Below are 14,074 nucleotides of genomic sequence, written 5' to 3'. Positions count from 1 at the left end.
CGGTTACATTCCGAACCCGGAAGTTAAGCTTCCCAGCGCCGATGGTACTGCACTCGGGAGGGTGTGGGAGAGTAGGTCACCGCCGCACAATATTTAAGAATGAGGGTCGCCCGGACGGGCGACCCTCATTTTTTTGTGTGTGTTCAGATGCGTTCGACGTTGGCGCCGCGGCAGCGGTTCCGGGTGTCGAAGACAAAGGAGCTGGCCTCTTTCACTAGGTCGTAGTCGAAGCAGTCGTGGTCGGTCAGAATGGCCACGGCATCGGCGGCGGCGAGCTCCTGGCGGGTGGCCTCGACGATTTCGACGCCCATGGGCAGCTGGTAGTCGGCGATGTACGGGTCGGCGACGCGGACGTGTGCGCCCAGCTTGCAGAGCGATTGGGCGATCTGGACGGCAGGCGACTCGCGGCAGTCACCGACGTTCTTTTTGTAGGCGAGCCCGAGGAGGAGCAGCCGGCTGCCCCTGACAGGTTTGGCCCGCTCGTTCAGCGCCAGGGCGAGCCGGCGCACGACCTGGTCCGGCATGCTGTTGTTGATGTCGTTGGCGAGCTCCACGAACCGGAAGTTGTGCCCGAGCTCCCGTTTGACCGCCCACGACAGATAGGACGGGTCGATCGGCAGACAGTGCCCGCCGACACCGGGGCCCGGGATGAAGCGCATGTAGCCGAACGGCTTGGTGGCGGCGGCGTCGATGGCTTCCCAGGCATCGATCCCGAGCTGGTGCGCGAAGATGGAGAGCTCGTTCACCAGGGCGATGTTGACGTGCCTGAAGGTGTTCTCCAGCAGCTTGCACAGTTCGGCCGCCTGGAGAGTGGACACGGGCACCACCTGCTGAACGAGCCGCTCGTAGAACGCCTGGATCCGCTCCAGTGAGGGCTGGTCGATACCGGAGACGACCTTCGGCGTGTTCTCCAGCTGCCATTGATCGTTGCCTGGGTCGATGCGCTCGGGGCTGTAACCCAGGTGGAAGTCCTCGGGAGCGCGTAGCCCCGAGCCCTCCTCCAGCAGCGGCAGGAGATACTCCTCGGTGGTGCCGGGGTAGGTGGTGGACTCCAGGACCACGGTGGCGCCCGGCCGTATCAGTGGTGCGATGGAGCGGCCTGCTGACGCGATGTGGCGCAGGTCGGGAGTTCCGTCGCTGAGCGGTGTCGGCACGGTGATCAGGCAGATGTCGAACGCCTCAGCGTCCGCGTAGTCGGCGCTGGCCAGGTAGCGCCCCGTGCGGATGGCCTCGGCCAGCCGTTCGTCACTGATGTCCTCGACGAAGGACTCGGCGGCGTTCAGCCGCTTCACCCGCCACGGGTCCACGTCGATACCCACGACGTCGAATCCCGCCTCAACCGCTCGCATCGCCAAGGGCAGGCCGACATAGCCCTGCCCCACCACCACTAGCTTGTCTCCCATATAGAGCTCCCCGTCATTGTCGAGATGGAACAGAGTCGGCTGTTGCCGGCGCCGGCGCCATGGCACCGGTCTCGCAGAGGAGCTCGGCGGAACGCCCCGCCCCACTGCCGCATTCGAGCACGTTCTTGCCGCGTGACTCGTCAGCCGCCCGGCCGCTTGCCTTCATGCCGCCATCCCCGGTGGGCGACGACGCGAAGAGAGGCGCGGCAGCGGAGGCGCCGCAACGAGGAACACCGGGGAATCTCGGGATCCATGCCGAGAGGCGCTTGTTTCGGAAGAGTCATACGGGCGACCGTTCGGTAGGCGAAATAGGATGACCGGGCCCAAGAGCGGGCACTTCCTCACAGTCGCTTCATGTTACGTCGCGTGATCGGACAGTTACGGGGAGGCGCGGCGGCGTGTCCTGGTGCGGCCACGAGGAGGCGAGGAGGCGGGGCGGCCCGGGGAGCAGGGAAAACACCCGCCAAGCGGCGGCAAGGACATCGCGCTGTCCAGGCGTTCGCGGTGCCCGCGGGCTCCGGCGTCGTCAGGCTTGCGGGTGTGACCGAAGTCGAGCTCTTGCCGCGTTCGGAGCCGTCGCTCGGGCCTGCCGCCGCTGGGTCGGCGGTCGGGAGGAGGCGTGTCGCCGCATGCCTGAGATGGGCTCCGGCGGCTGTACTGGCCGTGTGCGTGGGAGTGGCATGCGGCCGCTACGGTGTCGCGCTCTCCGATCTGGCGCGGTTCGCCCTTTACGTGGCTCTGGGCCTGGCTCTGCCCGGCCTGCTGTGGATCCGTGCGCTTCAACGTCGTGAGCACACCTTGCCCGAGGAACTCGCGTTGGGCACGGCGCTCGGCTACGCGCTGGAGGTGTTGGCCTATATTCCCGCTCGAGCGATCGGCGCGCCTCTGTTGATCGTGGCGTGGCCGCTCGGCACGTATGCGCTGTTCCTCGCGATGCCGCGCCTGCGCCGGCACTGGAGGGGCCGGCCGCGCGGCGGCCGGGCGCCGCGCTGGTGGCCGTGGTCCCTGACGCTGATCGCGAGCTGCCTGATCCTCTGGACCGCCAGGGAATTCTTCGGCACTCACGCACTCACCTGGCCGGCGATGGCGTCGTCCTATGTCGACATGCCCTATCACCTGGCGCTGGTCGGCGAGCTGAAGCATCACGTGCCGCCCACCACGCCAGGTGTCGCCGGCGAGCCTCTGGCGTACCACTGGTTCGTGCACGCGCATGTCGCGGCGGTGAGCTGGGCGACGGGGGTGGAGCCGCTGGTCCTGCTCTACCGTCTGGCCGTCCTGCCCATGCTGGTCGCGCTCGCCGTGCTGCTGGCGGCGGTCGGCCGCCGGGTCACGGGGACGTGGGCGGGCGGGCTGGCCGCCCTGGTGAGCACCGTGTTCGTCGTGGCACCCAGCCTGTACACGGGCACGGTCGCCGGCGTGTTCAGCTGGGCGTCCGTGCAGTCGTGGTCGAGCCCGAGCCAGGTCTTCTGCGCCGTGCTGTTCGCTCCGGTGGTGCTCCTGATCATCGAGCTGCTTGACGGATCGCGGCCGGCGCGCGGTCGTTGGGTACTCCTGGCGGTCATGATGTCGGCGGTCACGGGAGCGAAGGTGGCGTATCTCCCGCTGCTGATGGCAGGGTTGGTGGCGGTCGTTGCGGTGGAAGCGGTCCGGCGGCGCAGGCCACCGCGGTGTGCGCTGGCCGTACTGGGGCTTACCGCAGCGTGTCTGGCGCTCTCGCATGTGCTGCTGTACGGGGGCGGCCAGCAGGGGCTGGTCCTGGATCCGCTGTCGATCACACGCGTGAGCTGGCGGAATCTGACCGGCGCAGAGGCGTCGGCGGAGGTGCCCTGGTCCGCGGCGCTCGGGGTCGGCGGGCTCTGCCTGCTGTGCGGAACGATCACTTGGTGTGGCGTGCTGGGCCTGCTCCTGAGACCGCGGGAGCTGCTGCGAACCCCGGTGGTGCTCGGTCTCGGCATGGCCTTGGCAGGGTGTGTGGCGTTTCTCCTGTTCGGGCATCCAGGACTGTCCCAGGGGTACTTTCTCCAGGCCGCCTACCCCTATCTGGCGATGGTCGCGGTGTCAGGGGCGGCATGTGCGGTGCGGGAGACACGCCTGCCGGTCAGGGCCATCGTCTGTGCGGGCGGAACGGGCGTGCTGACCGCCGCTGCCATCCGGCTGCTCTTCGACGTCAGGATCCCGCTGCGGCCGGGCCAGAGCGATCTGGCCCTGTACCTCCCGTACCTCGCACTCCTTGGTGTGGTCGGGCCGGCCGCCGCTCGCCGGAGTGGGCGCCGTACGCTCGCGCTGACGATCTGCCTGCTCACGGGGGCGGGGACGCCTGCCGCGTGGCTCGCGCTCACGCCGCCGGATCCGTACGGCGAAGCCCCGGTACGGGACGCGCCTTCAGGGCTCCTCGCGGTGAGCCGGTGGCTGCGTGACCATTCGGCGCCTGACGACCTGGTGGCCACCAACACACACTGCCGCCTGGGACATGCGAACCCGTGCGACAGCCGTGCCTACTGGACGACCGCGCTGACCGAACGGCGCGTGCTGGTCGAAGGATGGGGCTACGCGGCGCGGAACACGGACGGCTGGCGCCCCGGCAAGGCGGTGGCCGGCCGGCCGTTCTGGGATCAGGAGCGCATCCGGGCAAACGACGCGGTCTTCGAGCGCCCCTCCGCTCAGGCCCTCCGGACGCTGCACGACCGCTACGGAGTGGCCTGGCTCTTCGTGGACGAACGCCGGATGGCGCCCGGCTCCTCCCTCAGCTCATTCGCCACCCTGCGGTTCCGCTCCGGCGATTTCGGCGTCTATCAGGTGGTCCGGCCGGTCCAGCGGTGACGGCAGGTCCGGGCTCGCTCAAACTGTGGCAAGGAGATCACCCCGTACGGATGTCCGGACACTGCTGGACGGGGAAGATCGCCAGACTTGCGCCCATGGTGAGGACCTTGCCTTCGTCCTGGATGGCCGCAGCCGTCGGCGCCCTTCTGATGGGCACGCTGGGGGCGGCGGTCCCCGACACGCGCGTGCGCCAGGTGCCGCCGGTCGATCTCGGAGACGCCGGTCAGTGCGTGGCGATGGCGGGGGAGATGGTCACCAACACGGGGCTCACCACGCTCACCGGCGATCTCGTGGTGAGCCCGGGTGACCAGGTGATCGGCTTCCCGCCAGGGCAGGTGCGGGGCGACATCTACCTCGACGACTCCAAGGGCACCGAGATGAGGAAGGACGCGGTCACCGCCTATCGGGACGCGGACGGACGTGCGTCCAACAGCGTCATCCCGCCGCAGCTCGGAGGACGTACTCTGCCGCCCGGGGTTTACGAGAGCACGGACGGCACGTTCCGCATCGACGGCACTCTCACGCTGGACGCTCATGGCGAGCCGGACGCCGTCTTCATCTTCCAGGCCGACTCCGTGCTGAACACCGCCAGGGTGAGCAACATCGACCTGGTGAACGGCGCCCAGGACAAGAACGTCTTCTGGCAGGTCGGCGACGACGCCAGCCTGGGCAGATACTCCACCTTCCGCGGCAACCTCATGGCGTGGAACACGATCAGGGTCGCGTACGGCGCGGCGGTCTACGGCCGCACCATGGCACTCAACGAAGCACTCCACTTCGAAGGCACCGACATCCTGCCCGCCACCCGGGTCACTCTGCCGGTCAACCCGCCCACCGCGACTTCCCTGACGTCTTCCCCCAACCCGTCACGCAACGGGGAGCCCGTCACGTTCACGGCGACGGTAAGCGGAAACGTCCAGGGGTTCAGCCCCACGGGGACGGTGCTCTTCATGGAAGGCACCACCGTCATCGGCTCGGTCTACACCGACGAGCCCGGGGTCGCGCGGTTCACCACGTCCGAGCTGACCAGGGGCGTGCACGAAATCCACGCGGTCTATGTGGACGAAGGGACCGCGGTCTACGAGGCGTGGGTCGACTTCCAGCCGAGTGAATCGCCGACTATAACGCAACAAGTGCTTAATCGGCGGTAAGTAACCGTATATGGGGACAGGTCGGGCGCCTTTGTAAAGGATGGGCGCTATTTGTCGGCAACGTACTCCATATCGGGCGTCGGCCATTCGGTGCCGGGGTATCTCGCGCACGTCAGAAGGGGGTGCCGCCGTGATTTCTCGCCGCGGTATATCGGTCGCATTGATGCTGGCCTGTGGAGCATTGGGGTTGGTGGACGCGGGAGTCGCGCGGGCCGGCTCGACCGTCGAGACGGTTCGGGGGACTCCTCCCGGCATGCGGATCGGTCAGGGCCATGCCGCGGCTCGCCGGCTGTGCCACAGGAAACGTTGCCGCGTGTGCCGGCATGGTTCGTGCGGGTGGAGGTTCCGCGGACGGAGAGGCCCTGAGGGGCCGGTAGGTCCTGTGGGGCCCATCGGGCCGCAAGGCTTCATAGGCCCTCGGGGATTCAGAGGAGAGCGGGGCCCCACCGGGCCAGAAGGCGCTGAGGGTGAGAGAGGTCCGGAAGGTCCCGCAGGACCACGAGGTCTGCCAGGACCACAAGGACCTGCGGGGCCGAAAGGTCCCCAAGGTCCCCAAGGCCCCCAAGGGCCGGAGGGCCCCAGAGGGCCGCAGGGCCCGCCAGGGTCATCCAGTTCGGTCGATTCGACGCTCGTCTCACTGACGTTCCCGCCGTACGACACGAACTTCACCGCGTACGCCTCGGACGGCATCGCCTGGGTCCTGGACCCGCGGACGCCCCTGCCGGGTGCCTGGCACAGCCTCGCGTCGGTGCCAGGGTATCCCGAGGGCGTGATCGGCGTCTCGCTGACCGAGCTCGCCCAGCCGCTCAGCAGCCTGCTGATCACCGTGGCGACCGCCGGCGGCGGCCTCGCTCAGACGAAGTGCATCCTGACCGAGCCGCCACCACCGCCGGGGCCGGCCTGGGGGACGACGTACTGTGATCGGTTCACCGCCATCCCCCCGCCAAAGCCGTGACGATCGTCAGGGCGAGACGAACATGAGGTCGACCCAGTAGTTGCTGGCGTTGTAGGTGCTGGTGGGGAAGGCGGGCGAGGCGCCGTAGGTGTAGACCCCGTTGCCGCCCTGGACCGCGTCCTCCAGGGCGGTGAGGGGACCCCTGTTGCGTGGCGAGGTGAAGTACGGCCGGTTGTAGGACCACAGCCCGGATGGGGTGTGGTACGAGGCGATGTAGGTGGTGTCCGCGTTGATGGCGACCGGGGTGGAGAAGTAGGCGTTCTGCCAGCCGGAGGCGGATTCGCCGGTGAAGGTGACGCTGGCGAGGAGTTGGCCGCCGGTGGTCCACAGGCCGCCGGTGTGGGTGCCGGTGTTGCCCGGGCCCTTGTAGAAGCGGATGCCCTGGACGAGCCCGCTCGAGATCGACCTGAACTTCACGCCGAGGGTGACCGCCCGGTTGTCCGTCGACTGGTTGGCCGGGGTCGCCGAGTCACTCCAGAGGCTGTCCGACGGTGTGAACATGACGTCGACCCAGTAGTTGCTGGCGTTGAAGGTGCTGGTGGGGAAGGCGGGCGAGGCGCCGTAGGTGTAGACGCCGTTTCCGCCGTCCGCGCCGTTCTGCAGAGCGGTGAGCGGGCCGTGAGTGAACGCGCTGGTGAAGTAGGGCCGGTTGTAGGACCAGAACCCGGATGGGGTGTGGTACGAGGCGATGTAGGTGGTGTCGGCCTTGATGGCGACCGGGGTGGAGAAGTAGGCGTTCTGCCAGCCGGAGGCGGATTCGCCGGTGAAGGTGACGCTGGCGAGGAGTTGGCCGCCGGTGGTCCACAGGCCGCCGGTGTGGGTGCCAGTGTTCCCGGGGCCTTTGTAGAAGCGGATGCCCTGGACGAGCCCGCTCTCATCCGACCTGAATTTGACACCGAGGGTGACGGCCCGGTTCTCCGATGTCTGGTTGGCGGGGATCGTGGAATCGCTCCAGAGCGAGGTCGTCACGTCCTGGACGACGACGTTGGACGTGCTCGGCGCGAAATCGATCGGCTCTTCGCCGTTGAAGGTGATGCCGCCCAGGAAGACGGCGGTGATGTGATGCTGGGCCGCGGTGAAGCCCGGGACGGTCACCGTGGCGGGATGCACGCCGTCGAAATGGTCCTGGCCGATGACAGTGGCGCCGTCCTTGAAGACCACGTCGCCCTCGGGTGTCACCGGTTCGGAGCCCCCGTCGGCCGTCGCCGAGAAGGTGACGCTGTCATCGGGGGTGGAGGGGTTGCGCGACGAGGACAGGCTCGTGGTGGTGGGCGGGCGGTCCGGCAGGCTGACCCGTGTGGCCGGAATGCCTCCCGTGCCCTGGAGCGTGATCGTGTTGTTGAGCGAGAAGACCCGTCCGAACACCGCTGCTCCGGAGCTGACCGATGTCGCGCCCGACGCGAGCGCGTTCCCGCGGAAGGTGCAGAACGTGCCCAGGCTCACCGAGCCGGTGATCTGCCAGAAGACGTTCTTCTCCTGGGCGCCTCCGACCAGGTTGATGTTGCTGACGTTGGCCGCCGTGAGCGTGGAGGCCTTGAAGACGAAGACAGCGTCGGGGTCGGCTTCGGCGTCGAGGGTCAGCGTCCCGCTGATGCTGAAGGTCCCGTTGGTTGAGGTGTAGACGCCGGGGGTCTTGGTCGTGCCGCCGAGCGAGGGAGAGACGGCACTGTCGGCCGGACGGCCGGCGAGGTCGTTGTACGTGCTCACCGCGTCGGCCTTGGCGGCGATCGCCGCGGCGTCGTTCGTGTGGATGGTGCCGCTGACCGTGCCAGGTGGGAATCCCGACACCGTGGTGCCCGGGCTCACCCCCAGATCTCCGGTGACCGTGGTCTGGTTCGAGTTCGCCACCGCCGATCCCGCCAGCACCGCGAAGGGCTCGGCAGCGCCGAGATCCACCGGACCTGTGTCGGCGCGCGTGGCGATGGGAGTCGCGACGATCGTTCCGGTCGCCAGGACGGATGCGAGCATCACGGCGAGCGGGGAGCGGAACCGGCGACGGTGAGGTGACTTCCTGCCGGGCGGGGTGTTGCGGATGGTGTCGGCGGACTGGCCGGTTGCCCCATGGTCGGGCCGAGGATTGTGCATAAGACTCAACTTCTTCGTGGTGCTCACGGAACTTTCGGTGCTGGCTCTACAAGCGGCCTGCGCGTAGAGACAGATATCGCCATTTGTCCCATTTTTGAGCGCTTGTCAATGGCGTTGATGGCCCTATTGGGGCGCGGTTAAATGACTTTACTTCGACAGTTCGCTGTGGGCCAGTAATGAAAGCTGGATTTCGCCTGATGGTTAGATCTCGGCCGCATCTCACGCTATTTCGTGCTTTGGTGTCAGTGGGCGGCTGTACCGCCGTGTGCCGGCGGCGCCTGGTCGCCCGGCAGGGCGGTACTGGATGCGAGGAACGCGAGTGCGCACGAGCTCCGCGTGGCGGGCTGTCGTCCCCCGCCCGCGATGGCCGAAGGGCGGAGCGTTCGCCCCGGGGCGAACTCTCTAACATCGGCAACATGTGGCAAGCTCTTCGGCAAAAGGGAAGGTGCCGCACGGCCCCGGTAATTCGCCTGGCCCATACATTTCGAGTGGACAGAGTTCCAGTCCACCGTGCGTTTTTCGCGAAAGGGGTCAGGAGCGGTGAAAGCACTCGTTCTGGCGGGCGGCAAGGGTACGAGGCTGCGCCCGCTCACCCACACCTCGGCGAAGCAGTTGGTCCCCATAGCCAACAAGCCCGTGCTCTATTACGGGCTCGAGGCGATCAGGAACGCCGGCATCGTCGACGTCGGCATCATCGTCGGTGACACGGCCCGCGAGGTGCGGGAGGCAGTGGGGGACGGTTCCAGGTTCGGCCTGAAGGTGACCTACATCCCGCAGGAGGAGCCTCTGGGGCTGGCGCACTGCGTACTGATCGCCAGGGACTTCCTCGCCGACGAGCCGTTCGTCATGTACCTCGGGGACAACTTCCTGGTGAACGGCTTCGCGGACCTGGTGGACGCGTACCGTACGGCTGACTACGACGCCCAGATCCTGCTCACCAAGGTCGCCGAGCCGCAGTTCTACGGAGTCGCGGAACTCGGCCCCGACGGGGAGATCATCGGGTTGGAGGAGAAGCCGGTGTGCCCGCGCAGCGATCTCGCCATCGTCGGCGTGTACACGTTCTCTCCCGCGATCCATGACGCGGTCCGCGCCATCAGCCCGTCGGCGCGCGGCGAACTGGAGATCACCGACGCGATCCGCTGGCTCGTCGACAACGGTCATCGCGTGCACTCGCACCTGGTCAGCGGCTACTGGAAGGACACCGGGCGGCTGCAGGACATGCTGGAGTGCAACCGTATCGTCCTGGAGACCTTCGAGCGCGAGATCAAGGGGACCGTGGACGGGCTCTCCGAGATCACCGGGCGCGTCGTCATCGAGCCCGGCGCCGTGGTCGAGCGCTCGGTGATCCGCGGTCCGGCGGTCCTCGGCGCCAACACCAAGATCATCGGCTCGTACATCGGGCCCTACACCTCGGTCGGGGAGGGCTGCGTGCTGGAAGGGGCCGAAGTGGAGTACAGCATCATCCTCGGGGAGTCCTCCATTGTCGGGGTCTCCGGCCTCACCAACTCTCTCATCGGCCGGAACGTCGAAGTCACCCGCGCCACGGGCCTGCCGAACATGAACCAGCTCATGGTCGGCGACCACAGCAAGATCCAGGTACGCGCATGAAGATCCTAGGGCACGCAGCCCGGTCAAGTGCGAAGAAGCCGTCAACAGCCGCGGCGCCGACCAGCGCGCCTTAATTCCGTCAAGAAGACTTCACCAGCGAATCAAGCTCTCGCCTGTAAATCGGTCGGAATGCGCGCACCGCTATGAGCGGCGACATTAAGTGACTACAAGGAGAAGAGGACCCGAGCCCGAAAGAAGCCGCATGAAGGAGGGCCGGGGGAATGCGGGATCAGCCGCACCTGGTCTCGCCGGCTCGATACATTCTTCGAATGGAGTGAGTGTGCGTTTCTTGCCCGCTCAGGACCACATCACGGCCGGGGTCGTCGGCCTTGGATATGTCGGATCCTGCATCGCTGCGACTCTCGCAGACAACGGCATCCCCGTGATCGGGGTGGACGCCGACACCTCATTGGTCCAGGAGTTGAGCGCCGGACGCTGCCGGATCAGCGAAACAGGGCTTCCCGACCTCATCTCCCGCTGGGCCGGCACGCCGCGGCTCCGGGTCACGACGGACTGCGCGGCCATCTCGGCCGCCGACGTCGTCATCGTCACCGTCGGGACACCGATCCGCGATGACGGCTCGCTGATGGATCTTCAGCTGAAAAGCGCCTGTGACGACTTGAGCAGGCACCTCCGCCCGGGTCAGCTGCTGATCTTCAAGAGCACCGTACCGGCGGGCATGACCCGCGAGCTCGTCGTCCCCCTGCTCGAACGTTCGGGAATGACGTGCGGGAAGGACTTCGGGCTCGCGTTCTGCCCGGAGCGGCTGTCCGAGGGGAACGCGCTCAAAGAACTTCGGAGCTTCCCCATCGTCGTGGGCGGATGGTGCCCTGACAGCGGCGCGGCCGCGGCGGCGTTCTGGGAGATGAGCCTCGGCGTCGAAGTGATCCGCTGTCATTCACTGGAGACGGCGGAGATGGTCAAGCTCGCCGACAACTGGTGGATCGACCACAACATCGCGATGGCCAACGAGCTCGCCAAGGTGTGCGCCACGCTCGATGTCGACGTACTCGAGGTGATCTCGGCCGCGAACTCCATCAAGAAGGGCCACGGGAGCGTCAACATTCTCCTGCCGAGCGTCGGCGTCGGGGGTTCGTGCCTGACCAAGGACCCGTGGATGGTGTGGCGCTCAGCCCGTGACCGTGGGCTGGACCTCCGCACGATACCGGCGGCACGTGAGGTCAACGACGGCATGCCCGGCTACACTTTCGGGCTCATCGTGGAGGAGCTGGCCAAACTGGGCAGCACCGCAGCCGGCTCCAAGGTCGCGGTGCTGGGACTGGCCTTCAAGAACAACACGGGCGACTTGCGCGCGACGCCCACGCTGCCGGTCATCACGGCTCTGCGGGAGGCGGGGGCGGAGGTCGCCCTTTTCGACCCCCTCGTGGATGGCGATGAGGCCGAGAAGACCTTCGGGCTACGGCCGTCGAGCTCGATCGAGGAGGCGGTGCGGGACGCCCGTTGCGTGGCGGTCCTCGCCTGGCACAAGCAGTTCGAGGACCTGGACCTCGCGGAGCTCCGTCAGCAGGTGGCCGAGTCGTGCGCCTTGATCGACGGGCGCGCCTACTTCCCCCGGGAAATCATCGCACGGCTGAGAGGCCTGGGCTTCTCCTATCGCGGGATCGGACGGTAACGCCATGGTACGTGTCGTCGTCACAGGCGGAAGCGGTTTCATCGGGAGCCATCTCGTCGAGCGGCTGGTCGCACAGGGCAATGACGTGACCGTTTTCGACCACGCCACGCCACCGGGGTTCGCGGCGGACGAAGCCGAGGCTCGATACGTCGTAGGGGACATCCGGGACAGCTCCCTGCTCTCCACCGCCATCACCCCCGGCGTTGACATCGTGTACCACCTCGCCGCCGTGGTGGGCGTGGATCGCTATCTCAACCAGCCGCTGGACGTCATCGACTGCAATCTGTCAGGCACGAGGAACGTGCTCGACCTCGCAGATCAGGTCGGAGCGAAGGCCGTGGTCGCCAGTACGAGCGAGGTGTTCGGCAAGAACCCGGCGGTCCCGTGGGCGGAGGACGACGACCGGGTGCTCGGCAGCACCGCCATCGACCGATGGAGTTACTCCTCCAGCAAGGCACTGGCCGAGCATCTGACGTTCGCCTTCATACGGCAGCGCGGCCTGCGGGGCACGATCCTGCGCTACTTCAACGTGTACGGCCCGCGTCAGCGGCCTGCCTTCGTCATCAGCCGGACGATCCACCGGGCACTCCGGGGCCTTCCCCCTGTCCTCTATGACGACGGCCGGCAGACCCGGTGCTTCACGCACGTCGACGACGCCATCACAGCCACGGTCATGGCCGGGGAGAGCGAGAAGTCCGACGGCGAATGCTTCAACATCGGCAGCTCGGACGAGACCACGATCCAAGAGGCCGTGCGCCTGACCCTCGAACTCGCCGGCGGCGGGCCGGAGGTCGTTCCTGTGGACACCGGAGCGCGCCTCGGCACGCGGTACCAGGATCTGCAGCGGCGGATTCCCGATGCCACGAAGGCGTACCAAGTGCTCGGCTGGCGCAGATCGACCGACCTCCGGGAGGGAATCGCGCGCACGATCGAGTGGGCTCGCGCGAACCCGTGGTGGCTGGCGCTGGACGACAGCGGTCAGTCGTAGCCCCGGCTCCCGGGAGCGAACTTGTTCCATCCTGACGGCGCAGGTCGAGGGCTGTCCGCATCGCGCGACTGCGCTCGTGCGGGCCATCCTCGTCCTGCGGCTCGTCGAAGAGCGCCGTCGCTCGGCAAGCCACCGGTAATGGCTCGACAAGAAACGACCGTGCGGCGCACGTCGGATACACCCTTCTCGTGGGCGCCAACGTTAACTGTAGTCGGCTGCCCGGGGCAGCCTCGACCGTCGCACGGAGCAAAGGCCCAACGATGCATCTTGTCGATCGACATTCCTCTCGCTCCTCCACGGAGAGGGCCGATGAAGGACCGGCCAAGGCAGCGGACCGTATCCTGGTCAATGATCTCCGGCGGCACGCGTCGTCAACCGAGACCGCCGTACGCACCGCCGTCGAGCGGGTGCTCAGTAGCGGCTGGTACATCTTGGGCCAGGAGACCGAGTCCTTCGAACGGGATTTCGCCGACTTCTGCGGCACGTCCCACTGTGTAGGTGTCGCGAACGGCACCGATGCCATTGAAATTGGACTTCGCGCTCTGGGCATAGGTCCCGGATCGCGTGTCGCCACAGTGGCGAACGCCGGTTTCTACACGACTACCGCCCTGCTTCTCCTGGGTGCGGAGCCGGTGTTCGTCGACGTGGACCCGGACACGAAGCTGATGGACCTCGCTCAGCTGGAGCGCATCGTTGACCACGACCGCCTGGACGCGGTCGTGGTCACCCATCTTTTCGGTCTTCTCCATGACATGGAGGCGGTCCTGGAGGTCGCGACCCGCGCCCGGGTGCCGGTGTTCGAGGACTGCGCGCAGTCTCATGGCGCCAGGCGAGGCAGGCGGTGCGCGGGCAGCTTCGGCGCCGCGGCGGCGTTCAGCTTCTATCCGACCAAGAACCTCGGGGCGCTCGGCGATGGTGGCGCTGTGGTCACCGGCGACGCGGAGATGGCCGCACGACTGCGGCAGTTGCGGCAGTACGGGTGGGAGTCGAAATATCGCGTCGGCGTCCGTGGGGGCCGGAACAGCCGCCTCGACGAAATACAGGCGGCCGCGCTTCGCGCCAAGCTCCCTTTCCTGAACGACTGGAACCGGCGACGCCGTGACATCGCCACCCGGTACTCGCGGGAGATCGTCCATCCCCAGGTTCGTTGTCCTGCCGTTCATGGTGAGGAATTCGTCGGCCATCTCTATGTCGTGGTCTGCGATGAGCGTGAGGCCCTTCGTGCCCGGCTCGCCGAGGCCTCCGTGGCGACCGATGTGCACTATCCCGTTCCCGATCATCATCAGGCTCCGCTCGCCGCCCGCGGTGACGGCGTGAGACTGCCGGTGACGGAGGAGCTGGCAGGTTCGATCGTGACACTGCCCTGCTATCCCGAACTTTCCGACGCAGAGGTCACCAGAGTGATCTCATGTATCAACACGTGGTGAGGCC

Annotated in this window: 9 protein-coding genes and 1 rRNA gene; 8 read left to right on the top strand and 2 right to left on the bottom strand. The window is 67.2% G+C overall.

The genetic code is table 11. The annotated features are described in order from the left end of the window. A 5S ribosomal RNA gene (gene rrf / locus AB0H84_RS17105) occupies positions 1–88 on the top strand; the annotation flags it as partial. A 55-nt stretch (positions 89–143) separates the two neighbouring features. Here rrf and AB0H84_RS17100 read toward each other — a convergent pair. Then, complete coding sequence (locus tag AB0H84_RS17100; protein WP_357604273.1) at positions 144–1,403, bottom strand: nucleotide sugar dehydrogenase; 1,260 nt, start codon at positions 1,401–1,403, stop codon at positions 144–146. Between the two features lie 669 nt (positions 1,404–2,072). Here AB0H84_RS17100 and AB0H84_RS17095 point away from each other — a divergent pair. From AB0H84_RS17095 to AB0H84_RS17085, 3 genes are all read left to right on the top strand, one after another. Next, positions 2,073–4,223 carry a hypothetical protein gene (locus tag AB0H84_RS17095; RefSeq protein WP_357604271.1) on the top strand — a complete coding sequence of 717 codons (2,151 nt, stop codon included), beginning with the start codon at positions 2,073–2,075 and terminating at the stop codon, positions 4,221–4,223. A gap of 95 nt (positions 4,224–4,318) precedes the next feature. Then, positions 4,319–5,374: an ice-binding family protein gene (locus tag AB0H84_RS17090; protein ID WP_357604269.1), complete on the top strand. Its 1,056-nt coding sequence runs from the start codon at positions 4,319–4,321 to the stop codon at positions 5,372–5,374. A 748-nt stretch (positions 5,375–6,122) separates the two neighbouring features. Then, a complete protein-coding gene (locus AB0H84_RS17085; protein ID WP_357604267.1) occupies positions 6,123–6,329 on the top strand; it encodes a hypothetical protein in 207 nt (68 codons plus the stop codon). 6 nt (positions 6,330–6,335) lie between these two features. Here the strand turns inward: AB0H84_RS17085 and AB0H84_RS17080 are convergent, their stop codons facing one another. Then, entirely contained in the window at positions 6,336–8,297 is a 1,962-nt protein-coding gene (locus AB0H84_RS17080) for a DUF4082 domain-containing protein (RefSeq protein ID WP_357604265.1), read from the bottom strand. Positions 8,298–8,954: 657 nt separating this feature from the next. Between AB0H84_RS17080 and AB0H84_RS17075 the strand changes: the two genes are divergently transcribed. The 4 genes from AB0H84_RS17075 (at position 8,955) to AB0H84_RS17060 (ending at position 14,070) form a co-directional block, all read left to right on the top strand. Next, the gene (locus AB0H84_RS17075; protein WP_357604263.1) at positions 8,955–10,022 is read left to right on the top strand and encodes a glucose-1-phosphate thymidylyltransferase; all 1,068 of its coding nucleotides are present in this window, start codon (positions 8,955–8,957) and stop codon (positions 10,020–10,022) included. Between the two features lie 280 nt (positions 10,023–10,302). After that, a complete protein-coding gene (locus AB0H84_RS17070) occupies positions 10,303–11,655 on the top strand; it encodes a nucleotide sugar dehydrogenase (RefSeq protein WP_357604261.1) in 1,353 nt (450 codons plus the stop codon). Between the two features lie 4 nt (positions 11,656–11,659). Continuing rightward, positions 11,660–12,643, top strand: a complete 984-nt coding sequence (locus tag AB0H84_RS17065; RefSeq protein WP_357604259.1) for an NAD-dependent epimerase/dehydratase family protein — start codon at positions 11,660–11,662, stop codon at positions 12,641–12,643. A gap of 260 nt (positions 12,644–12,903) precedes the next feature. Continuing rightward, a complete protein-coding gene (locus tag AB0H84_RS17060; RefSeq protein ID WP_357604257.1) occupies positions 12,904–14,070 on the top strand; it encodes a DegT/DnrJ/EryC1/StrS family aminotransferase in 1,167 nt (388 codons plus the stop codon). Positions 14,071–14,074 lie beyond the last annotated feature (4 nt).

Origin of the sequence: Nonomuraea sp. NPDC050786 (assembly GCF_040654115.1) — a bacterium.
Classification (GTDB): Bacteria; Actinomycetota; Actinomycetes; order Streptosporangiales; family Streptosporangiaceae; genus Nonomuraea.
The sequence above is the reverse complement of the archived record's forward strand: the minus strand, read 5'-3'. Positions and strand labels throughout refer to the sequence as shown.

What these genes read in the sequence shown, in the direction of transcription:
- AB0H84_RS17100 (WP_357604273.1), bottom strand. Translation starts at nt 1,403, where the DNA reads ATGGGAGACAAGCTAGTGGTGGTGGGGCAGGGCTATGTCGGCCTGCCC.
- AB0H84_RS17090 (WP_357604269.1), top strand. Translation starts at nt 4,319, where the DNA reads ATGGTGAGGACCTTGCCTTCGTCCTGGATGGCCGCAGCCGTCGGCGCC.
- AB0H84_RS17080 (WP_357604265.1), bottom strand. Translation starts at nt 8,297, where the DNA reads ATGCTCGCATCCGTCCTGGCGACCGGAACGATCGTCGCGACTCCCATC.
- AB0H84_RS17065 (WP_357604259.1), top strand. Translation starts at nt 11,660, where the DNA reads ATGGTACGTGTCGTCGTCACAGGCGGAAGCGGTTTCATCGGGAGCCAT.
- AB0H84_RS17060 (WP_357604257.1), top strand. Translation starts at nt 12,904, where the DNA reads ATGCATCTTGTCGATCGACATTCCTCTCGCTCCTCCACGGAGAGGGCC.